Below are 21961 nucleotides of genomic sequence, written 5' to 3'. Positions count from 1 at the left end.
CGCTGATGCTCCACATCCCCGACGATGTTCGGGTGGGGGCTCAGTGGTTTCACCAGCGCCTCGCGCTGGCCGTTCAGTCAGCGCGATCAGCGGCAGATGAATGCGTTCAGCCGTGGCAGTAGACGCGGACAAGCAGAGTGTCTTCGGGCAATGCCGCCAGGTAGTTCTTGTTACCGCCGGGAAGCACCGGGCAGTCGGGCTCGTCGGCGTAGGACGTGTTCTCGTCCCAACTGCTATGGGCCCAGACGCCACTTTCCTCGACCCACCAACCGTTGAGAGTGAGCACATCGGACCATCGGAGAGTTTCCCGTTCGAGGTCCAGCAATGCCTTTGGCCCGCCCGCGCATTCGCCTCGGTTGGTTGGCAGCACGTGGCCTGCGTAGTTCGGGGTATCGTGGATCAACCGAGGATCGTCCTCATAACCTGGTCGTACATAGAATCCGGCTCCCTCGCCGCCGCCCCGTATCCGCCATGTGTCCCACATGGATCGCTCGGCAGGCTGTTCGTACATCTCGAACGGGGCGAGCGCTCGGGTGAGCGCGGTCTGTACATCATCGATCGCCTCCGGCGGCAGGCACACGACCACCCAGATATGCGCCAAAACCACTCCACCCCTTCGATATCGAGCGCACAGACTACCACTCGGTGCGGACGCGACCACGTCCGCGACCGAGCGCCGAACACTCGGAGCGCCTGCAGGCTTGGGACCTGCGCCATTCCAAAAAGGTGTCGGGTTTGGCGAGCAGTGGGGGAAGGTTGCCGGTTCGGTTCGAGGCAGTCAGTCACCTGCCGGGCGACATATCTCGCGGCAGGGTGGTGAGTTCCCGCTTGTATCCAGGTGTTCGGACTGCTTTTCGGACCCGGTCGAGCGTGCTTTGTTCGCCGATGGCCGACCATAGACCGAAAAGCTCGCTGTCGCGGCCACGCATGAGGGCCTTATCGGCAGTGGGGTCGATCGCGATGAGGCGGTCCACGACGGTGTCGAGCAGGGGATGGTTGCGTTCGGGATTGTGCGGAGTGGCTTTGCCGATGGTGGCTGCCAGCAGAGCCAACTCGTCGAGCTCTGACAGGAGGCCTTTGGCAGCATCGGTCAGCACCCCCCACACTCCGTCGACGTCGGCTGCGTCGACGAATCCGGTAAACGCGTGGCCGACAAAGGTCGGCCCGATCCGTTTGTCCGCTGCGACGGTCACCGCCGCGTTCCAGTCCTGGTGTCGAGCGACACCCTCGACCAGGTGTTTTTTGAGTACGGCCATGCCCGCGCGGTCCTGACCGGCCGCGTATCGCTTCCAATCGGCGAAGAAGCCTTTGACGTCGCCTCGGTCGGCGAGGGCGAAGCCGATGTCACGGTATGCGCGCCAGCCGTATCCGTCGTCTATTCGTGTAGCGAGCGCACGAGCGCCGGCCAGATCTCCGGCGGCGATCCGGTTCAACACCAGCTGCCGACGAAACCCGCATGACTCGGGCAGGAGCGGGGCAATGCTGTCGACCTCATCCGAAGTCAGCGCGTCAACCGCGATCAATGCGCAAGTCGCGTCCGCGAAGTCGAAGAGGCCGTGGCTGCGACCGAGCATCTGTACCTCGATTCGGTAGTTCCGAGGCCAGCTCAGCACGCGAGTCACCGTCGGCGGCCCGTCGCCTGTACTCGGGAGGCGGCTGACGAGTTCCTCGAGGACACGGTCACGGATGGGGACAACGGCAGCCGGTATCGGATAGGGAGGGGTGTGCGCCGCTTCTCGCTCGACGTCGGTAATCGGCGCGGTGAGACCGTCGACGAGCTTGTCTTTCAGGCTTGGGAGATTCCCTGACATGTCGACATCGTGCCCTGCGGCACCGACAGGCCACCTCCTCGTGGTCTCGTCTGCCACCGGCGTACTCACATCGGTGTAGTGCAAGCCACCGCTCAACGCGAACCTGACGAATACACGGAAATCGGCATTACCGCCCGTTCGGCCGCCGGTGGACAACTGGCTCCAGGCGGCGCGAAGTCGATCGATTCACTCTTCTAGGCCGTCAACTTGGCGGCGCGCGAGAATTATCCCGCCAATCGTGCTCTCGGCTGAGGTAAGAGTCCTGTGTGTCTCTACGACGAAGCCGGCATCGTTGAGCCACGCGTTCATCTGACCGTGCTGGCGATGATAGACATATACGTTCATCTGGTGCCCGCCATAGCCCTGTGTCTTCAACTGAGACTCGTCACCGACATGGAAGCCGAGCAGCAACCGTCCACCGGGCCGAACTATTCGCTGGAAGTGCGCGAAGACCGAACTGATCTCGTCGTCGGGCACGTGGATCAGCGAGTACCAGGCGACCAGACCAGCCATCGAGGCGTCGTCGAAGACGAGGTCGGTTATCGAGCCTAGATCGAACCGGAGGCAAGCCCGCATCCCCGAGGCCAAACGCGAAGGCTGGCTTGGCGAAGTCGGGGTCCTGCACGTCGGTTTCGGTGGCGTCGAGGACAAGTTCGCCCAGATTGCCCGACGCTCCAGCAAACAGCGGCAGGAGCCGACCTCGGGTTGCCCATGTTCGGTTCCATCTCTGGAAGAGGCTCTGCCCCAAGAGAATTAACGATTCGGAGTTGATCGCATCGGCCCATTTCTCAGACAGCTTGCCGCACAGCGGAGTTGGTATCGTCGCGACATGCCCGACCTGATCGCACCGACCACACGTATGCACACCGCATGGCTCGAGGCGCGTGACGACGGGGGGCCCGGCGTTCACGAGGACGGTTTCGGGCTGCGGCCGTCCGACGAGGTCGACTCGCCGGCCGGGTTCGTGGCGTGGGTGACGCGCCTGGCTGAGGATTCTGATCCAGCGAAGGCGACGGAGGGTGGCCGGGTGCGCTGCACCTATCGATGGATCGTCGACGGCGACCGGGTGCTCGGCGGAATGGCGCTGCGGCACGAGTTCAGCGATCTCGGCCATATCGGCTACGGCATCAGGCCGTCCGCGCGCCGGCGAGGACTGGCTACCTGGGCGCTGGGCCGAATGCTCGGTGAGGCACAGGAACTCGGCCTGGACCGCGTACTGATCATCTGCGCAATCGACAACATAGCCTCGGCGAAGACGATCGAGCGCAACGGTGGCATCCTCGAAGGTGTCCGCGACACCGAGCACGGCCCTGCGCGGCGGTACTGGTTCGAAATCGGTGCGCTGGGGAGTTGACTCCCCGGTCACACGTCCACCAGTGGGAGTCGGCACGGCCGCTACGAACCCAGAACACCACGATCCGGGGGCTCGGCGAGACCCGGCAGGGAAAGCGCGTACCGCGGACTTGCGGGTGACATGGACAGTCAGGCCGTGGCGGCATGCGGACGGCAACTGGACGGCCTCCACAACCGTCGTGCTCGAGGCGGGTGAACAGATGCTGCAGCTTGCCAGGAACCTCAACCGGGTCCTCGGCCCAGAATGGGTTTGATCCAAGAAACCTGAGCTCAGCGAAGCGTGTCTCGCCTTCGCCGGTCTTTCAGCATGGAACGACCAACCTGAGATCGTCGAGAAGCTGCTCGCCGACTTCCTGCAGTGACCTGCCCGATCTTTTCCGCCTGAGGTTTTTACCAGAAGCGCGGGGTCAGCCCCCAGGCCGCGAATTCCGCGGCGAGGAGTTCCTGGAGGGCCGCGCGGGTGGGGAAGCGGTCGGGGTCGCCGCCGGTGACGACCAGGGTGACGGTGTCGTCGTCGCAGGAGAAGGCGAGGTTGACACCTACCTCTACCTGGCGGAACAGGTCGACCGGGCCGGGGTTGACGACCGGGCGCATGATGACGTCGCGGGCTCGGTGGGGGCCGAGGACGGCGATGTTCTGGGCGGTGCGGCCCATATTGGTGCACAGGCATTCGGGTGCCTTGGCGGTGCGGGCGAACTTGTGCAGCACCACCTTCGGCAGCAGCATCTGCACCGGTTGCAGGTGCTGGATCGGGGGGATGGTCTCGGGGTTGCGGTAGGCCAGGCCCGCCGCCTTGAGTGCGGCGCGGACCGCGGGGAGATCGGCGCGCTCGCCTGCCCGGTAGGTGACGCTGATCGGCAGGCCGGTGGTGGCGTTGGCGCGGGGATCGTCGGCGACGCGCATCGAGTGGGGGATATCGACGCGGACGTCGGCGCCGTCGGCGATACGGCCGCTGCGTCCCAGCAGGCCGACCGCGACGCCGATCAGCAGGCCGTTGGTGGTGCCGCCGTTGGCGGCGGCGACCGCGTCCCAGTCGGCGAGGTCGACCTGGACGATCGTCTCGGCGGCCTGCCAGGTCTCGGCGTGTGGCAGGCGGGGCTCGGCCGGGCGCGGGTTGCGGGCCGGTTCGCTGACCCCGCGGGCGCGGCGCGCGGCGCGCACACCGCGCGCGACGGCGCGCAACTGTCCCCTGGCATCGGCGAGGTCGGCGGCGAAGCGGCCCGATCCCGCGACCGGGCCGACCAGATTGCCCGCACTGGCGGCGCGGTCGGGGGTTTCGCCGCGATTGAGCCGGTCGAGGGAATCGACGATCGCGTGCATCATGCCGCCACCGTCGCAGGCGACGTGCGAGGCGACGAGGGTGACGACGGTGCCGCCGGACTCCGTGTGCGCGCCCGCGAGCTGCCACACCAGCCCGCGTTCGGGGTCGAACTCCACCGCGGCCTGCTCGAGGAACCACTCCAGCACCGCGTCGTCGGGCAGTGGCGTCGCCGACCAGACCAGGGGCAGCGACTCCTCGGCGGGCTCCCAGTGGGCCCGCGCGATCGGGAACCGGGTGGTGCGGACCCGGCGGGCGATGAACCCGGTCGACAGATGCGCGTGCCAGTGCCGCAGCAGCTCGGGGTCGAGGCGCTCGTCGAACCGGTAGGCCAGCTGGTTGACCAGGGCGTTCGGGTAGAGGCTGTGCAGTTTGAAGAACAGGTCGTCGTCGGCGGTGATCCGGTTGAGGCCCGCCGGTCCGGTGGAGAGGGCCGCGGGGGAGGTGACGGTCATCGGAAGACTCCTCATCGGGAACGGAGAGTGCGCACGGTCAGCGGCGCGAAGACAGCGACAACGACCACCGAGGCCACCAGTGACCAGCACGCGTCGGCGCCGACGGTGCCGTGGGCGGCCAGCTCGCGCACCGCGGAGACCAGGTAGGACACCGGATTCACGTTCGAGACATGCTGCATCCAGGTCGGCATGGATTCCTCGGGCACCAGGGCATTGGAGGCGAAACCGAGGAAGGTGAGCACGAGCATGCACATGCCCTGCACCGCGGCGGGCCGGGCGACGGTGGCGCCGATGAACGCGAACAGCCAGCTGATCGCGGTCGTGGCGAAGACGACCAGGACAGCGCCCGCCAGGAAGCCTGCGGTGTGCTCGGGCCGGTAGCCCATGCAGAAGCCGACGATCACCACCGTCGTCGCGGCGATGAGATAGCGCACCGTACCCGCCAGCAACGCTCCGGCAACCGGTGCCGAGCGGGCGATCGGCATCGCGACGAACCGGTCGAACACACCCGAATGGATGTCCTCGGACAGCTGCACACCGGTGGCGACCGAGGAGGTCAGCACAATCTGCACCAGCACACCGGGAATCATGATCGGCAGATACGCCTCCATGCTGCCCGCGATGGCGGTGCCGAAGATGCTGCCGAACAACACCGGCCCCACGATCGGCAGCAGGATGGCGTCGTAGAGCAACTGCGGACTGTGCCGGAAGGTGAGCAACCCGCGCCAGGCCATCATCAGCGAATGCTGCAGGGCGGCGAGCGCACTGACACGGGTGACCCGCGGCGCGCGCACGACCTGTGTCGGCTCGGCGGCGGTCTCGGTGGTGAGAGTCATGGCGGTTCTCGAACTTTCCCGGAGGGTGGTCACGCCACGCCGACGCTGTCGGTGGTCTTCGCGTGCCCGGTCAGCGACAGGAACACCTCGTTGAGGTCGGGCCGGTCGACCGCGAAACCGCGCAGGGTGATGCCGGCGGCGCGGCAGGCCGCGACGATGTCGGCGCCGAGCGCGACATCACGCAGAACGACGGTCAGCATGCCCGTCGAGGAACCTTCGGGGATGTCGCCGGTCAGGTCCTGGATCAGCGTCTCGGCGCGGCGCAGGTCCGCGGTGTCGGGGATGTCCAGGCGCAGAACCTGTTCTCCGATGGACGCTTTCAGCTCGGCGGCGGTGCCCTCGGCGACCAGCGTCCCGCGGTCGATGACCGCGATCCGGTCGGCGAGCGCGTCGGCTTCCTCCAGGTACTGGGTGGTCAGCAGCACGGTCGCGCCGCGGTCGACGAGGCCGCGCACGATGCCCCACATGCGATCACGGGTGTGCGGGTCGAGGCCGGTCGTCGGCTCGTCGAGGAAGATCAGCGGTGGCACCGTGATCAGCGTCGCGGCCAGATCGAGGCGGCGGCGCATGCCACCGGAGAACGCGGACACACTGCGGCGGGCGACGGCCGAGAGCTCGAACTCCTCGAGAAGTTCGTCGCTGCGCTGCGCCGCGGCACGCCGGGACAATCCGAGGAGTCGCCCGAACAGGCGCAGATTCTCACCGGCGGTGAGCGTTTCGTCGACGGAGGCGTACTGGCCGGTGAGCCCGATCATCGAGCGGACCGCGGTCGCGTCGCGCACCACATCGAAACCGAAGACCTCGGCGCTGCCACGATCCGGGCGCAGCAGGGTCGCCAGCATGCGGACCGTGGTCGTCTTGCCCGCGCCGTTGGGGCCGAGCATCGCGAACACCGAACCGGCGGGAATGCTCAGGTCGATGCTGCCGACCGCGGTGAAGTCACCGTAGGACTTGCCGAGTCCGCTGGTGCGCACGGCGATTTCGGTGCTACTCACTGCGGCCTCCCGGCATGATCCAGTTCGGGTGCCGGGAACGACGCGGGGACAAGGGCTTCCACCTCGTCGGCGGCGAGAGTGACGCCGCTGTCGGGGAAACGGCCCGCGTAGGCGGCGGCACGTGCGACGACATTCGGGTCGGCGACCCGGTCCAGCATGGCGGTGAGCGCGTCCGCGTCGAGATCGGCGGCGCGCAGGGTGTCGGCCAGGCCGAGCCGCGACAGCGCGCGCCCCCAATACGGTTGATCGGCCTGGATCGAGCAGATCACCTGTGGCACACCGGCACGCAGCGCGGCGGCCGTCGTGCCCGCCCCGCCGTGGTGCACCGCCGCGACGCACCGCGGGAACACCGCGGCGTGGTCGACCTGGTCGACGATCGCGACCTCGGCCGACAGTTCGGGCTCGATGCCCGCCCAGCCCGCGGCGAGCAGCAGCCGCCTGCCGCGCCGTGCGCAGACCGTGCGCAGCATCGTCACCAGCGCCGCCGGATCGTCGACCGCCATCGACCCGAAGCCGACATAGATCGGCGCCGCCCCCGCGTCGAGCCAGGCGGACAGCGCGGAATCGACCGGGCCACCGAGGGAACCGTCGGTGTCGACGGCGAACCCGGTGATCGGGTGCCGATCCGGCAGCTCCGCCGCCAACCCGGGAAACAGGTCGACGTCATAGGCCTGGATCGACACCCTGTCCGGCAGTGGATGTTCGACGATCCCGAACTCGGCCAGCGGTTCGGCCAGCGCGGCGTCGCGCGCCCACCGCAGCCCGGACCAGATCCGCCGATTGAGCGCACCGGGAATCCGCTGACCCCACGCGGTCGGCACCACCGGTACCGAGCGATTCGGATGGATCGGGAAGAAATGCACTGCGGCCAACGGCAATCCGACGCGCCGCGCGGCCTTCTCGGCCGCTTCCTCACCTGCCATCCCGGTCACCAGCACGTCGTGGCCCGGCGCCAGGACGAGCAGGTCGCCCACCGCCTCGGCCACACCGCGCCGCTGCAGATCCAGCACCGCACGCAGCCGCTGACGCGGACTGAGGCTGCGGAACCGGCGATCGGCGTGCTGGGTGCGCAGCAGTTCGGCACTGTCGCGACCGAAACCGACGGCGGGAACACCGTGGCCGGTCGCGAACTCGACGAGATTGGGGGAGAGGGCGAGCGTCACCGAGTGCCCGCGAGCCCGCAGTTCGCGGGCAAGCAGGATGCCGGGCTGGGCATCGCCCCGGCTCCCGGTGAAGGCCAGCAGTGCACGCATCGTCAGCCCGCGCTCAGCGCTGCCGACGCGGCGTCGGCGACCGGTGCGGCCGCGGCGGGCGCGGCGAGGGTGGTGACCGCGTAGATGGCCCTGGCGAATTCGGTGAGGAAACGGTCCATCACCTCGGCGGGCAGACCGGCGGGGTAGCGGGTGGAGACGTAGAGACCCTCGGGGCCGCGCACGACCCAGAAGTACACCTCGTCGGTGGAGTACGAGACGGCGCGCAGGGTGCGTCCGCGCAGGTCGGCGACCAGTTCGTAGTCCGGGAGCATGCGGATGTCGAGGAAGGAGGCGCCGAAGGTCGGGCCTTCGAGCGCGCCCGCCATCGCCAGGGACCGGCCCCACGAGGCGTCGTTGCAGACATGGGCGCGCTTGAGCGCGGCCCGGGTGACATCCAGCGCGACCGACATGTCGGCGCCCGCGGGCAAGGCGATGTCGACCGGGACGACATTGACGAACCAGCCCATCGACTCGAGCCAGCTCAGATCCGGCCGGGTCGCGATCGGCATGATCGTGCGGAAACGGTCGTCGCCGAACACTTCCCGGGACGCGGCGGCGAGCGCGGCGAAGACGGTGACCGAGAGCCGGTGCTTGATCCGGCCGAGCGACGCCTCCACCTCTTCGAGCTGCTCGAGGGTCAGCAGCGTGCGCGAGACACTGGGCTGGGCGTGCTCACCGTCGAGCGCGGCGACCATGCCCTCGGCGAAACGAGGCATGGGCGATCCGGGCTCACCGACGAAATCGCGCCACACCGCCACGGCGGGGGAGTCGGGGGTGAGTTCTTCGGCCGCGGCGCGCTCGACGGCGGCGTAGTCGGCGGCGCTGCCGAAGGTGGCCGAATCGCGGATCTCGCCGCCGGTGCGCACGGCGGTGTAGAGGGTGCGCAGCTCGAGGATGAGCACGGCCTGCGAGTAGGCGTCGAGCACCGAGTGGTCGGCGGCGACCAGGACGGTGAAGTCGTCGGTGTCATGCGCGACGGTGGCCACCAGCAGGTGCGGCCACACCAGCGGGGAAAGACGCAGTTCCAGTGTGCCGCAGAGGAAGTCGTTGATCTGGTCGCCGTCGGTGAGATCGGCGACCGGAACGCCGGTGACCCGCACGGTGCCGGGGGCGGTGGTCACCCGGTGGTAGTCGCCGTCACCGGTGGGGGCGACGGTGGTCCGGAATCCCTCGTGGCGGTCGTGCCACAGCTCCAGCGTCGTGGCCCACACCTGCGCGTCGAGCGGGGCGTCCATCTCGAAGATGGTGCCGATCCAGCGCCCGCGCCCCGGGCTGGGATCCTCGGGATCGAGGAAGCCGAGGTACTGGGAGTGGACGCTGGCGAGCGGGCGCTCGTCGTCGTACCAGGAACCGGGAGAGGCGAGTTCGGGCGTCCAGATGGACAGTGCGCCGGAGCGAATCCGGAATTCGGACAGGTGGGTGTATTCCATGCGGGGGTCACCTCGGGGTGCAATGCAAGCCGAAATCGGCGCGAACGGGGAAGGTCGGTGAGCGCGGCCGCGTCACCGGGTGTTGCTCTGGATCCCGCACCGGATGTAGCTGGCGAACCCTGGGCTATCCCGAGTCTATAACTCTGAGAGTTTTCTGAAATGCGCGTTAGTCACAACTGGTCTATGTGAAGAAGCTCACTTTCGAATTGTGTCGGATCGCCAGCGTAACCCGGTGCCCCTGAAGTAAGGGGGTTTCTGTTCAGAAATCTGAGCGAAGGTGGCCGGCAGTGCTGTGAGCTGCGGTTATGGTGCTGATGGAGCGCCGTACTCGGCGAGAACGGTGCCATGCCGGACCACGCCGGACAGTCCTGGCAGCTCTGTCGGGGGCGACCAGGACCGGAATCCGTCATAGCTGTCGCTGAAGAAATAGCGACCATCGAGGTAGGCATCGAGGTAGATCCGGTGCCCACCGTCGGGCAGCCGGACCACCGACTGGCCTTCGCGCGGACCACCCCATCCGGCCCAATCGCCGGTCGCCACGAACGTATAGGGCCCGATCGGGCGATCGGCCACGGCGAGTTCGATCAGCTTGGAATCCTCGTTCTTGACGAACGCGAACACCCGGCCCGCCAGACGCACCAGCGTGGTGTCGATGTAGCCGAGGGAACCCGGCTTGCCAGGGCCGAGTCCGAGCAGGGGGACCGGCGGCGCCCAGGTCGTGAGCCCGGCGTCGAGGGGGATCAGCAGGTGCGGGGTGAATCCGCGTCCCCCGGTGAGCGAGACGATGATGCCGACCCGGCCCGCCGCGTCGGCATACCACTCCGGCGCCCATGCGCCCTCGAGCCTGCCCGGCACGAGCATCGGGATATTGCCGAGGGCGGTCCAGGTGATCCGGTCGAGGCTGTGGGCCAGGCCGATCGCGGTGGCGTCTCCGGCGATCGTGTAGGTGAGGTAGTAGATGCCGTCGCTGTGCAGCAGGATGCTGGGATCGCGGACCAGGCCCGACGGCGGCGTGAACGCGTGCTCGCTGACTGCGGTGAAGTCGGTGCCGTCCGTCGATTCGTAGACGGCGAGGGTGGTATCGCTGTCGGCGCGGAACGCGGTCATCGTGTACCGGATCGGTGCTCGGTCCGGGTCGGCCCCGACGCCGGGCCCGAGGGCGGACTGCGCGCGCGCCGTGCCCGTGGCCAGCAGCGGCAGCCCGGCCAGCAGTGCGAGTGCGGATCTGCGGCCCACGGTCATCGCCATGGCCTGGGATTATCCGGCCGCGACGGCGCCGGATGCGGCAGGCGCGCCGGTCAGCCGCGGACGTTCACCGGTTCCGCGTCCGGAGTAGCTGCCGGAGCGGGCGCCAGCGGTAGCCGCGCGTCCAGGACCAGTCCCAGCAGGCCGATCGACAGGCAGATGGCCGACACCGTGACAGCGATCGGGTTGGTGTCACCCGCCAGGGAACCGGCGAGGATCACCGTCGAGATCGTGCCGGGCGCCGAACCGGCGAGCGTGGCGATCAGATACGGCAGCGTGCGGACCGAGGACAGGCCACAGCAGTAGTTGACGATCGAGAACGGTGCCATCGGGATCATCCGCAGGGCGGCGACCGCCAGCCAGCCGCGCTGGGCCAGCCGGGTATCGATCGCCCGGACCGCGGGGTGGTTCAGGTGGTCGGCGACCCTGGCCCGGCCCACCGCGCGCACCCCCAGCAAGGCCAGTGTCGCACTGACGCCGGTCGCGCCCAGCGCGATGACCGAACCGAGGACCGGGCCGAACAACACCCCGCTGGTCACCGTCAGGACGGTGCGCGGCACCGGGGCCACCGCGACGAGCGCATAGAAGAGGAAGAACAACACCGGCAGCAGCGGCCCCGCGCCGCCCGCCCACTCCCTGATCTGCTGCGGACCGGGCAGCGGAACCAGCATCGCCACCACGAACAGCACGGCGATCCCGGCCAGGGCCATGAGCAGGCGCGGGGATCTGATCAGTCCAGACACCGCGCAAGCGTACCGGTCGGTAGGGGATGGCCCCAGTGCTCGGACAGCGTGTCACAGTTAGCATCATGGATGAACCGGACACATCCTGGTTCGCCGCTGTATCCGCTGCTGGGTTGATGCTGCCGGATCGGCAGTACACCGGGGTGCGGTCGTCGAATGGAAGAGGGAACAGCAGCTATGCCGATTGGTTCAGAGTCCGGGGCGGGGCTCGCACCGGATCCGGTGCCCGAATACGCCGCATGGCGCAAGGGCGTGGCTGGCGTGCTGGCCAAAGCGCGACGAGTCGAGGCATCCGAGCTCCCCGCGGAGCCCGAGCATCTGCTCGACGAGACCACCTATGACGGGCTCACCATCGCCCCGCTCTACACCCGCCGCGACGAGCTGCCCGAGCAGCCGCTGCCCGGCGCCTTCCCGTTCGTCCGTGGTGGCAGTGCCACCCGCGACCCGCAGCGCGGCTGGTTCGTCGCCGCCTTCGCCGGCTCGGCCGACGCCGCGGCAACCAACCAGACGATCCTGTCCTGGCTGGAGAACGGCGTCAGTGCCGTCTCGCTCGGGGTCGGCGCCGACGGCGTCGCGATCGCCGACATCCCCACCGCGCTGTCCGGCCTGCTCTTCGAACTGGCCCCGCTGACCCTGGTCGCGGGCGCCGACGTCGCCGCCGCCGCCGACCAGATCTACACGCTGCTCGACGGCTACCAGCTCGCCGACCGCGCCGAGATCCAGGTCGGGCTCGGCGCGGCCCCGCTGACGAGCGCGTTCGCCGGCACCGCCGACATCGACACCGAACAGGCCGTCGCGCTGGCGTCCCGCGCGATCGCCCGCCCGGAGACGGTGCGCGCGATCACGGTCGACGGCACCGCCTTCCACAACGCCGGCGCCGCCGACGCCCAGGAACTCGGCGCGTCCGTCGCCGCGGGCCTGGCCTACCTGCGCGCGCTGACCGCCGCGGGTGTCGACATCGCCGACGCGTTCGGTCAGCTCGAGTTCCGCTTCGCGGCCACCGACGATCAGTTCGCCACCATCGCGAAATTCCGTGCCGCCCGGCGACTCTGGGCCCGCGTGGCCCACGTGTGTGGTGCGCCCGCCTTCGGCGCGGCTCCCCAGCGCGCGGTCACCTCGGCCGCGATGATGACCCAGCGCGATCCGTGGGTGAACCTGCTGCGCACCACCCTGGCTGCCTTCGGCGCCGGTGTCGGTGGTGCCGACTCGGTCACCGTGCTGCCCTTCGACTCCGCGCTGCCCACCGGCGAACTCGGTGTGTCGCAGTCGTTCTCGGAGCGCATGGCCCGCAATATCCAGCTGCTGCTGCTCGAGGAATCACGCCTCGGTCACGTCCAGGACCCGGCCGCCGGCTCCTGGTACGTCGACTCGCTGACCGACGAACTGGCCGCCAAGGCCTGGGAGTTCATGCAGGAGATCGAGGCCGCGGGCGGTTACCCCGCCGCGCTCGCCGCCGGTCTGGTCGCCGAGCGCATCGCCGAGACGGCCGCCACCCGCGCCGCCGACATCGCGCACCGCAAGACCGCGGTCACCGGCGTCAACGAGTTCCCCAACCTCGCCGAGACACCGCTGTCGGAGCAGGCGCGCGCCGATGTCTCGGTCGCCCGCTACGGCGCCGCGTTCGAATCGCTGCGCAACCGGTCCGACGCGTACCTGGCCGCCAACGGCGCCCGGCCGAAGGCGCTGATCGTTCCGCTCGGCCAGGTCGCCGAACACAACGCGCGCACCATCTTCACCGCGAACGTGCTGGCCTCCGGTGGCATCGAGTCGGTCAACCCCGGCCCGCTGACCGTCGACGGTATCGCCGCCGCCGCTGCCGAATCCGGCGCGCGGATCGCGGTTCTGTGTGGTGCGGACAAGCGCTACGGTGAGGAAGCGGGCGCCGCGGTCGACGCGTTGCGCGCCGCGGGCATCGACACGGTACTGCTGGCCGGGCCGGAGAAGTCGGTCGCGCAGTACAGCGGTACACAGCGTCCCGACGGGTACCTGACCCTGCGCATCGACGCGGTCGCGGTCCTGTCGCAGCTGCTGGAGAAGGTGGGAGCCTGATGACCACATCCGATATCGAGCACCTGATCGGTAGTTTCGCCGAGGTGCCGCTCACCGAGCGCGCGGCCGAGGCCGCCGACGTGGACGACGCGCAGGTGAAGGAGTTCGTGGCCGAGGCCGCCGCGGCCAACCACACCACCGCCGACCAGCTCACCTGGGCCACTCCCGAGGGCATCGACGTGCCGCCGGTGTTCACCAAGGCCGACCGGGATGCCGTTGTCGCGCAGGGCTATCCGCTCGACACGGTGCCCGGTGTCGCGCCGTTCCTGCGTGGTCCCTACCCGACCATGTACGTCAACCAGCCGTGGACCATCCGCCAGTACGCGGGTTTCTCCACCGCCGCCGACTCCAACGCCTTCTACCGCCGCAACCTGCAGGCCGGTCAGAAGGGCCTCTCGGTCGCCTTCGACCTCGCCACCCACCGTGGCTACGACTCCGATCACCCGCGCGTGCAGGGTGACGTCGGCATGGCAGGCGTCGCGATCGACTCGATCCTGGACATGCGCCAGCTCTTCGACCAGATCCCCCTGGATCAGGTGTCGGTGTCGATGACCATGAACGGCGCGGTGCTGCCGATCCTGGCGCTCTACGTCGTCGCCGCCGAGGAGCAGGGCGTCACGCCCGAGCAGCTGGCCGGAACCATTCAGAACGACATTCTGAAAGAGTTCATGGTCCGCAACACCTACATCTACCCGCCCAAGCCCTCGATGCGGATCATCTCCGACATCTTCGCCTTCACCAGCGCGAAGATGCCGAAGTTCAACTCGATCTCCATCTCGGGCTACCACATCCAAGAGGCCGGTGCCACCGCCGATCTGGAGCTGGCCTACACCCTGGCCGACGGTGTGGAGTACATCCGCGCCGGTATCGCGGCGGGCATGGATGTCGACAAGTTCGCCCCGCGCCTGTCGTTCTTCTGGGCGATCGGCATGAACTTCTTCATGGAGGTGGCCAAGCTGCGCGCCGGGCGCCTGCTGTGGAGCGAGCTGGTCTCCAAGTTCGAGCCCAAGAGCGCCAAATCGCTGTCGCTGCGCACTCATTCGCAGACCTCCGGCTGGTCGCTCACCGCGCAGGACGCCTACAACAATGTGGCGCGCACCTGTATCGAGGCGATGGCCGCGACCCAGGGTCACACCCAGTCGCTGCACACCAACGCCCTCGACGAGGCACTGGCGCTGCCGACGGACTTCTCCGCCCGCATCGCCCGCAACACCCAGCTGCTGATCCAGCAGGAGTCCAACACCACGCGCCCGATCGACCCGTGGGGCGGCTCGTACTACGTCGAGTGGCTCACCCACCAGCTGGCCGAGCGCGCCCGCGCCCACATCGCCGAGGTGGAAGCGCACGGCGGTATGGCACAGGCGATCTCGGAGGGCATTCCGAAGCTGCGCATCGAAGAGGCCGCCGCCCGCACCCAGGCGCGCATCGACACCGGGCAGCAGCCGGTGATCGGCGTCAACAAGTACCAGGTCGAAGAGGACCACGAGGTCGAGGTCCTCAAGGTCGAGAACTCGCGCGTGCGCGCCGAGCAGATCGAGAAGCTGGAACGCCTTCGCGCCGAACGCGATTCGGCCGCCGTCGAGGCCGCGCTGGCCAACCTGACCCGCGCTGCCGCCGCCACCGAAGGCGGGATGGAGAACAACCTGCTGGCGCTGGCCATCGACGCCGCCCGGGCCAAGGCCACCGTCGGTGAGATCTCCGACGCACTGGAGAAGGTCTACGGCCGCCATCAGGCCGAAATCCGTACGCTCTCCGGTGTGTACCGTGACGAAGCAGGCAAGGCATCCAACATCGGCGCGGCCATCGCGCTCGTCGAGGAGTTCGGCGAAGCCGAGGGCCGTCGTCCCCGCATCCTGGTCGCCAAGATGGGCCAGGACGGCCACGACCGCGGCCAGAAGGTGATCGCCACCGCGTTCGCCGACCTCGGCATGGACGTCGATGTGGGCCCGCTGTTCCAGACCCCCGAAGAGGTGGCGCGCCAGGCGGCCGACAACGACGTGCACATCGTCGGTGTCTCCTCGCTGGCCGCCGGCCACCTCACGCTGGTGCCCGCCCTGCGGCAGGCACTGGCCGATGTCGGTCGCCCCGACATCATGGTCATCGTCGGCGGCGTCATCCCGCCCGGTGACTTCGACGAGCTCTACGAGGCAGGCGCGGCGGCGATCTTCCCGCCCGGAACGGTGATCGCCGATGCCGCCATCGACCTGCTGAAGAAGCTGGCCGCCTCCCTGGGCCACGAGATCGGCGGCGGCACAGCCGAATGAGCGACGCCGCACACACGGCCGGGGGTGGCCAGGCCCACCCCCGGCTCGGCACTACCGCGGGTGTCGGTGCCCCGCGCAACGGCGACCGGACCGTCACCGGCGTCCGCCGCACCATCGACGTCGACGCGCTCGCCGACGAGGTGAAAGCCGGACAGCGCTCGGCCCTGGCCCGCGCGATCACCCTGGTGGAATCCACCCGCGCCGACCATCGCGAACTGGCCCAGCAGTTGCTGCTGCGGCTGGGCACCGAGCCGGGCACCGTGGTGTCCAACCGGGTCGGGATCACCGGTGTCCCCGGCGTCGGCAAGTCGACGTTCATCGACGCGCTCGGCATGTACCTGCTCGGCAAGGGGCATCGGGTCGCTGTCCTGGCCGTCGACCCGTCCTCGACCCGCACCGGCGGGTCGATCCTCGGTGACAAGACGCGCATGGCCCGGTTGTCGCTGGAAGCCGACGCGTTCATCCGGCCCTCGCCCACCGCGGGCACCCTCGGCGGTGTCGCCAAAGCGACCCGCGAGACCATCGTGCTGCTCGAGGCCGCCGGCTACGACGTGATCCTGGTCGAGACCGTCGGCGTCGGCCAGTCCGAGGTCACCGTCGCCAACATGGTCGACGTTTTCTGCTTCCTCACCCTCGCCCGCACCGGTGACCAGCTGCAGGGCATCAAGAAGGGCGTGCTGGAGCTGGCCGAGCTGGTCGCGGTCAACAAGGCCGACGGCAAGCACGAGATGGAAGCCAAGAGCGCGGCCCGTGAACTGCAAGGCGCCTTGCGGCTGATCCACCCGCACGACGCCCTCTGGCGCCCACCCGTGCTCACCATGAGCGGTCTGGAAGGCCAGGGCCTGGACAAGTTCTGGGACACAGTCCTCGAACATCGCCGCGTCCTCACCGAGACGGGGGAGTTCGCCGAGAAGCGCCGCCGCCAGCAGGTCGACTGGACCTGGACCATGGTCCACGACCAGATCCTGCGCCGCCTCGCCGACAACCCGGCCGTGAAATCCGTTCGCGCCCAAGTCGAATCCGCCGTCCGGGACGGCACGCTCACTCCGGCCCTCGCCGCCGAACAAATCCTCGGCGCCTTCGACGCCTGACCAGAATTTTCGCAACCAAGGGTTGCGCGAACTCTTGTCGGCGTGAATACTTAGGTATGTGCCTAAGTATTCATCGGGTGAGCCGGACGGAGGACTGGACAGCGTCTTCCGGGCGCTGGCGGATCCGACCCGGCGGGCGATCGTCGAGCGGCTCGCTCGCGGCCCCGCGTCGGTGTCGGATCTCGCGGCGCCGTTCGAGGTCGCGCTGCCGACGATCGTGCAGCACCTGAAGGCGCTCGAGGCAGGCCAGATCGTCAGCTCGGCCAAGATCGGGCGCGTGCGCACCTACCAGCTGGCGCCAGGGGCCTTCGGGCTCGCGATCGACTGGTTGCGCCAGCACCGGCCACCGGCCGAACGGCAGCTGGACCGGCTCACGGCACTACTCACCGAATCAGCGAACAACACAGAGGGAGAACAACAATGACCGACACCGCTACCCGCTCCATCGCCCACGCTCAGTTCACCATCGAGCGCGAGGTGCCCGTCGCTCCTGCCGTCGCCTTCCAGGCCTTCGCCGATCCCACCGTCAAGAGCAAGTGGTTCGGCGGCGAAGAAGGCTGGGAACAGGGCGAGGTCTCCGTCGACTTCCGCGTCGGCGGCCTCGAGATCAACGAAGGCACCTTCCAGGAGACGATGACCTCCCGTTTCGTCGCCACCTACACCGACATCATCGACAACGAACGCCTCGTCTACACCTACGACATGTGGCTCAACGGCGCCCACATCTCCACCTCGGTCGCCACCTGGGAATTCGAGCCGACGGCCACCGGCACCAAGCTCACCCTCGTCGAGTTCGGCGCGCACCTCGACGGCCACGACACCGGCGCCCAGCGTGAGGAGGGCACCCGCGAGCTCGTCGCGGCCCTGGCGAAGTACCTGGAATCGGTCGCCTGACGCGGCTCACCCGTGCCCCATCGTCCCCCTGTCCATCGGCGCCGGCTGCTGTCCCGGCGCCAGGACCAGGAACTGGCCCATCATGCCCTGGTCCTCGTGATGCAGCAGATGGCAGTGGTACATGTACGGGAACGTCGGGTCGGTGTGGTCGGCGAAGTGCATGGCCAGGGTGTACGTGGCGCCCGGCGCGGTATAGACGGTGTCCTTCCAGCCGGAAAGTGCCGGGGGAGGCGGGTTTCCGTCGATCGCCAGGATCTGGAACTGGACATCGTGGACGTGGAAGTTGTGCGGCCAGTTGTCCTTGTTGCGCACCGACCAGACCTCGGTGGTGTCGACGGAAATCGTCATATCGATGCGGTTCATGTCCATCCGGCGGTTGTTGATCATGAACCACCGCAACTCGAAGGTCCGCGTCGGCGCCGTGCTCGCCGCGGCGAGTGGGCTCATCGGCACGAGGGCCCCGGGGAGGGCCGCCGATGGCCGCAGGGTGTCGGCGGCGCGCAGGGCAAGGATGTCGAAGGAGTCGTCGAAGCCGAACTCGGCGGCCCGATCGATGCCGTCGCGGTCACCGATCGGCAGGGACCGTACCGTGACACTCTCGCCCGCGCGGACGGTGACCACGATCTCGGCCCGCTCACCCGGACTGAGCGGGAGCTGGCTCAGGGCAACGGGTTCCGGCAGAAGCCCGCCGTCGGTGCCGATCAGCTGGAACTGTCTGCCGTCGGTGAGCGCGAGGTTGTAGAGGCGGCCCGACGACCCGTTGAGGATGCGGAGCCGGACGCGCTCGGTCGTGACGGTGAAGTGGGCGCCCGCGATACCGTTGGTCACGATGGTGTCGCCCAGCAGGCCGACATCGGTGGCGTCGGATTCGTCGAGCCCGCCGTCGGCGGTGAATCGGCGATCCTGGATCACCAGCGGAATATCGTCTACGCCATAGTCTTTCGGTAGCTCCAGGCGATCGGTGGCATCGTCGTCGATCAGGAAGAAGCCGGCCAGCCCGCGCTGGACATGCTTTTCGGTCGCGCCGTGCGGATGTGGGTGATACCAGAGCGTCGCGGCCTGCTGATCCACCCGCCAGCGCGGCGTCCACTCCGCACCGGGGGCGATCATCTGATGCGGTCCGCCGTCGAAGGCCGCGGGCAGATGCATCCCGTGCCAATGCACCGAGGTCGGCTCCGGGAGATCGTTGACGACGGTGACCGCGACCTCCTCGCCTCGCCGGGCCCGGAGGGTGGGGCCGAGCACCGGCCCGCTGTAACCCCAGGTCGGTGTGCGGGTGCCCGGCAGCATCTCGGTGCTCCCGGTCCGCACGCGCACGCTGAACCGCCGGACACCGTCGGCGCCGACGGTCGACGGTGCCCGCGGCGGAATCGGCAGCGGACGCGTTGCCGTCCCTGCCGAACCCGGCGCCGGGGGCCGGATCGAACACCCGGCCGCATAGGCGACCGGGACGAGGGCGAGGCCGGTGAGGAATCCTCGTCGCGAGACCACATGTGCTCCTTGTCTGTGCGGGAACCTCCAGCGTCGACCGGCCGCGACCTCGGCAACTCCGCCCAGCGGCCGGACCCCGCCGGACCGAATCCGGCCGCGCGGCCCTTGCGGACGCGCCGATCGCGTGCTAGCCGTGCTCCGTCACCTACCGTGGGTGCGTGATCGACATCAGCGCACACCGGGATCCACGGCGGCTCCTGCGCTGGCTGCCGCTGGTGCTGATCCCGGTATTGCTGCTGGCCAGCACCTACCCGGGGCAGTACCGGGTGCCTGCGCACTACTGGGTGCTCGCCGTCACCGCGGGTGTGGTGTTCCTCGCCGGAGCTCGGTGGCCGCTGGCGGTGTCGATCGTGCTGTCCGCGCTCGCGGTGCCGATGCTGCGCACACCGGCCTGGGGCGTGTCGGGCCTGGTGCCCTATCTCGGTGCGGTGGCGCTGGTCGATGTCGTCGCGCGCACGCATCGGCGCGGCATCGTGTGGGTGGCGACGGGGTGCTGGGCGGCGGCCGTCGTCCTCGGGCGGGTCGGCCTGCACGACACGTCCATCGGCCGGGCGTCCACCGTCGTCGAGGCCGTGGCGTATGTGGGGCTGCCGCTGCTGCTCGGGCTGTACCTCCGTGGTCAGCGAGACCTCGCGGAGAACCTGCGGATGCGCGCGGCCGAGGCCGAAGCGCGAACCCGCGTCGACGAACGCGCGGCCATGGCGCGGGAACTGCACGATGTGGTCGCCCACCACATGGCCTCGATCATTCTGCGCATCTCGGTCGCCGGACATGTTGTGCGGGAAGCAGATCCGCGCATCGTCGCCGTTCTCGACGATGTCCGCGGCACCGCGGCCGACGCGCTGGCCGACATTCGCCGCTTCCTCGCGGCGCTGCGTGATCCCGCGCTCGGGACGGTCTCGCTGGTCGAAGCCGACGCGGTCGTCACCGAGGTCACCGCCGCGCTCACCCGGGCCCGCGCCGCCGGATTCACCGTCGAGGCCGACATCGGCACCGAACTCGGCACGCTCGACGCGATGAGCAGACTCACGCTGCTGCGGCTGGTCCAGGAATCGCTGACCAATGTCATGAAACACGCGGATCGCGGTGTGCCCGTGCGATTCCGGATCGGCAAGCGTGACGGCGGCATCGGCATCGAGGTGGTCAGCGGCGGCCGCGACACCCCGGCGCCGCCGGGACACGGCATCGTCGGGATGCGCGAACGGGTCGCCCTCGCCGGCGGTAGCCTCTCCGTCGGTGCCGACGCCGGGCACTGGGTGGTGCGGGCCTGGCTGCCCGATGCCGTGCGGGGAGCCGACGCGTGATCACGGTGCTGCTGGTGGACGACCAGCGTCTGGTGCGGGCAGGCCTGCGGATGCTCATCGAGGACACCGCCGACCTCGCCGTCGTCGGTGAGGCGGCCGACGGCGTGGAGGCGGTGCGGCAGTTCGCCGAACTCGCGCCCGACCTCGTCGTCATGGACCTGCGCATGCCCGGCCTCGACGGCGTCGCGGCCACCCGGCGGATCCTCGCCCTGTCGCCGCGCGCGAAGGTGCTCGTGCTCACCACCTTCGACGACGACGATCACCTGTTCCCCGCCCTCGCCGCCGGAGCCGCAGGGTATTTCGTCAAGGACACCGACCCCGAGGTCCTGCTCGACGCCATCCGCCGCACAGTCGACGGCGACCTGCTGTTCTCGCCTATCCTCCTGCGCCGCCTGGTGAACCGGGCCATCGAAGCCCGATCGGCTCCCGACCCGGTCCCCGCACCCGATCTGACCGCTCGCGAGTTCGACGTCCTGCGCCTGGTCGGCGAAGGGCACGGCAACCAAGAGATCGCCGACCGCCTCCATCTCGGCGTGAGCACCGTCAAGACCCACATCGCGAACCTGCTCGAGAAGACCGGCACCGACAACCGGGTCCGCCTCGCCGTCTACGCCTCCAAGCTCACCGGCCACTGATATCTCAACAGTGAGATACATCATGATTAACTAACTCAATATTGAGATATATTCGACGTGTCAGTGAGTCGGGTTGTCGCACAGGAGGATTGATCATGCGGATCGCGGTGTTCGGAGCGGGTGGCGCCGTCGGCGGCAGGGTGGTGGCCGAAGCGGTGGCGCGTGGGCACGAGGTGACCGCGGTGGTGCGGCGGGCTGTGGAGATGCCGGACGGCGTGCAGGTGCGCATCGGTGACGCGGGGTCCGCCGACGACGTCGAAAAGCTGAGTGCCGGTCACGATCTCGTGATCGCGGCGACGCGGCCCGCGGCCGGGCGCGAGACCGAACTGCCGGTGGTCGCGGCGGCGATGCTCGACGGTGTGGCCCGCAGTGGTGTGCGGCTGCTCGTCGTGGGCGGTGCGGCGACGCTGGCGGTGCCAGGCGCCGGGGCATTGCTGCACGAAACCCCGGACTTCCCCGCCGAACTCGCCGCGATCGCGCAGGCCTGCGCCGAACAACTCGCCGCGTGCCGAGCCGATGTGGAGGCCGACTGGACCTATCTGAGTCCGCCCGCCGAGCTGGTTCCGGGTGAACGCAGCGGGAGCTACCGGGTCGGCGCCGACGAACTGCTGGTCGACGTCGACGGAGTGTCGACCATCTCGATGGAGGATTTCGCGGTAGCCCTGCTCGACGAGGCGGAGCGCCCGGTTCACCGACGTGCGCGCTTCACGGTGGCGGCGTCCTAATTCGCCCAGGTGTCATTGTTTCTGGTGACGAATCGGTAAGGAACCGGTAACGGTGATGTGATCTCTGCC

At 68.9% G+C, this 21961-nt stretch carries 21 protein-coding genes; 10 read left to right on the top strand and 11 right to left on the bottom strand.

The genetic code is table 11. The features are described 5' to 3' along the window. Positions 1-106: 106 nt before the first annotated feature. The 3 genes from ACFWF2_RS16520 to ACFWF2_RS16510 form a co-directional block, all read right to left on the bottom strand. Positions 107-607, bottom strand: coding sequence for a hypothetical protein (locus ACFWF2_RS16520; RefSeq protein WP_379308286.1), 501 nt, complete (start codon positions 605-607; stop codon positions 107-109). Positions 608-782: 175 nt separating this feature from the next. After that, positions 783-1811 (bottom strand): hypothetical protein, encoded by a 1029-nt coding sequence (locus ACFWF2_RS16515; protein ID WP_379308285.1) that lies wholly within the window; start codon positions 1809-1811, stop codon positions 783-785. A 186-nt stretch (positions 1812-1997) separates the two neighbouring features. Continuing rightward, positions 1998-2399, bottom strand: coding sequence for a class I SAM-dependent methyltransferase (locus tag ACFWF2_RS16510; RefSeq protein WP_379308284.1), 402 nt, complete (start codon positions 2397-2399; stop codon positions 1998-2000). Positions 2400-2640: 241 nt separating this feature from the next. Between ACFWF2_RS16510 and ACFWF2_RS16505 the strand changes: the two genes are divergently transcribed. Further along, positions 2641-3165, top strand: coding sequence for a GNAT family N-acetyltransferase (locus ACFWF2_RS16505; protein ID WP_379308283.1), 525 nt, complete (start codon positions 2641-2643; stop codon positions 3163-3165). Next, positions 3083-3418: a DUF6228 family protein gene (locus ACFWF2_RS16500; RefSeq protein ID WP_379308282.1), complete on the top strand. Its 336-nt coding sequence runs from the start codon at positions 3083-3085 to the stop codon at positions 3416-3418. The genes ACFWF2_RS16505 and ACFWF2_RS16500 overlap by 83 nt, the downstream gene beginning before the upstream one ends. Positions 3419-3554: 136 nt before the next feature. On the opposite strand, the gene ACFWF2_RS16495 is transcribed toward ACFWF2_RS16500, so the two are convergent. From ACFWF2_RS16495 to ACFWF2_RS16465, 7 genes are all read right to left on the bottom strand, one after another. Continuing rightward, positions 3555-4937 (bottom strand): hypothetical protein, encoded by a 1383-nt coding sequence (locus ACFWF2_RS16495; protein WP_379308281.1) that lies wholly within the window; start codon positions 4935-4937, stop codon positions 3555-3557. 11 nt (positions 4938-4948) lie between these two features. Continuing rightward, positions 4949-5773, bottom strand: a complete 825-nt coding sequence (locus ACFWF2_RS16490) for an ABC transporter permease (RefSeq protein WP_379308280.1) — start codon at positions 5771-5773, stop codon at positions 4949-4951. Between the two features lie 29 nt (positions 5774-5802). Next, on the bottom strand, positions 5803-6768 hold the full coding sequence (locus tag ACFWF2_RS16485) for an ATP-binding cassette domain-containing protein (protein ID WP_379308279.1): 966 nt from the start codon (positions 6766-6768) through the stop codon (positions 5803-5805). Then, on the bottom strand, positions 6765-8021 hold the full coding sequence (locus tag ACFWF2_RS16480; RefSeq protein WP_379308278.1) for a glycosyltransferase: 1257 nt from the start codon (positions 8019-8021) through the stop codon (positions 6765-6767). The genes ACFWF2_RS16485 and ACFWF2_RS16480 overlap by 4 nt, the downstream gene beginning before the upstream one ends. A gap of 2 nt (positions 8022-8023) precedes the next feature. Next, positions 8024-9451 carry a condensation domain-containing protein gene (locus ACFWF2_RS16475; RefSeq protein ID WP_379308277.1) on the bottom strand — a complete coding sequence of 476 codons (1428 nt, stop codon included), beginning with the start codon at positions 9449-9451 and terminating at the stop codon, positions 8024-8026. Positions 9452-9754: 303 nt separating this feature from the next. After that, positions 9755-10699 (bottom strand): hypothetical protein, encoded by a 945-nt coding sequence (locus ACFWF2_RS16470; protein ID WP_379308276.1) that lies wholly within the window; start codon positions 10697-10699, stop codon positions 9755-9757. Positions 10700-10749: 50 nt separating this feature from the next. After that, complete coding sequence (locus tag ACFWF2_RS16465; RefSeq protein ID WP_379308275.1) at positions 10750-11439, bottom strand: TVP38/TMEM64 family protein; 690 nt, start codon at positions 11437-11439, stop codon at positions 10750-10752. A 177-nt stretch (positions 11440-11616) separates the two neighbouring features. Here ACFWF2_RS16465 and ACFWF2_RS16460 point away from each other — a divergent pair, with 177 nt between their 5' ends. From ACFWF2_RS16460 to ACFWF2_RS16440, 5 genes are read left to right on the top strand one after another with little or no spacing between them, the layout of a single operon-like run. After that, positions 11617-13488: a methylmalonyl-CoA mutase family protein gene (locus ACFWF2_RS16460; protein ID WP_379308274.1), complete on the top strand. Its 1872-nt coding sequence runs from the start codon at positions 11617-11619 to the stop codon at positions 13486-13488. Continuing rightward, positions 13488-15752: a methylmalonyl-CoA mutase gene (gene scpA, locus ACFWF2_RS16455; RefSeq protein WP_379308273.1), complete on the top strand. Its 2265-nt coding sequence runs from the start codon at positions 13488-13490 to the stop codon at positions 15750-15752. The genes ACFWF2_RS16460 and scpA overlap by 1 nt, the downstream gene beginning before the upstream one ends. Further along, positions 15749-16843, top strand: coding sequence for a methylmalonyl Co-A mutase-associated GTPase MeaB (gene meaB, locus ACFWF2_RS16450; RefSeq protein WP_379308272.1), 1095 nt, complete (start codon positions 15749-15751; stop codon positions 16841-16843). Before scpA ends, meaB begins: the two co-directional genes overlap by 4 nt. Before the next feature lie 58 nt (positions 16844-16901). After that, complete coding sequence (locus tag ACFWF2_RS16445; protein WP_379308271.1) at positions 16902-17267, top strand: ArsR/SmtB family transcription factor; 366 nt, start codon at positions 16902-16904, stop codon at positions 17265-17267. Then, on the top strand, positions 17264-17737 hold the full coding sequence (locus tag ACFWF2_RS16440) for an SRPBCC domain-containing protein (RefSeq protein ID WP_379308270.1): 474 nt from the start codon (positions 17264-17266) through the stop codon (positions 17735-17737). Before ACFWF2_RS16445 ends, ACFWF2_RS16440 begins: the two co-directional genes overlap by 4 nt. Before the next feature lie 6 nt (positions 17738-17743). Here the strand turns inward: ACFWF2_RS16440 and ACFWF2_RS16435 are convergent, their stop codons facing one another. Next, positions 17744-19228 carry a multicopper oxidase family protein gene (locus ACFWF2_RS16435; RefSeq protein ID WP_379308269.1) on the bottom strand — a complete coding sequence of 495 codons (1485 nt, stop codon included), beginning with the start codon at positions 19226-19228 and terminating at the stop codon, positions 17744-17746. 158 nt (positions 19229-19386) lie between these two features. On the opposite strand from ACFWF2_RS16435, the gene ACFWF2_RS16430 reads away from it, so the two are divergent. The 3 genes from ACFWF2_RS16430 (at position 19387) to ACFWF2_RS16420 (ending at position 21892) form a co-directional block, all read left to right on the top strand. Continuing rightward, positions 19387-20532 carry a sensor histidine kinase gene (locus ACFWF2_RS16430; RefSeq protein ID WP_379308268.1) on the top strand — a complete coding sequence of 382 codons (1146 nt, stop codon included), beginning with the start codon at positions 19387-19389 and terminating at the stop codon, positions 20530-20532. Continuing rightward, positions 20529-21167, top strand: coding sequence for a response regulator (locus ACFWF2_RS16425; protein ID WP_379308267.1), 639 nt, complete (start codon positions 20529-20531; stop codon positions 21165-21167). The genes ACFWF2_RS16430 and ACFWF2_RS16425 overlap by 4 nt, the downstream gene beginning before the upstream one ends. A 95-nt stretch (positions 21168-21262) precedes the next feature. Beyond that, the gene (locus ACFWF2_RS16420) at positions 21263-21892 is read left to right on the top strand and encodes an NAD(P)-dependent oxidoreductase (protein ID WP_379308266.1); all 630 of its coding nucleotides are present in this window, start codon (positions 21263-21265) and stop codon (positions 21890-21892) included. The last annotated feature ends 69 nt before the right edge of the window (positions 21893-21961 follow it).

The organism is Nocardia sp. NPDC060259, assembly GCF_042728775.1.
Classification (GTDB): Bacteria; Actinomycetota; Actinomycetes; order Mycobacteriales; family Mycobacteriaceae; genus Nocardia.
Note: the sequence above shows the minus strand (reverse complement) of the source record. Positions and strands in the feature narration are given on the sequence as shown.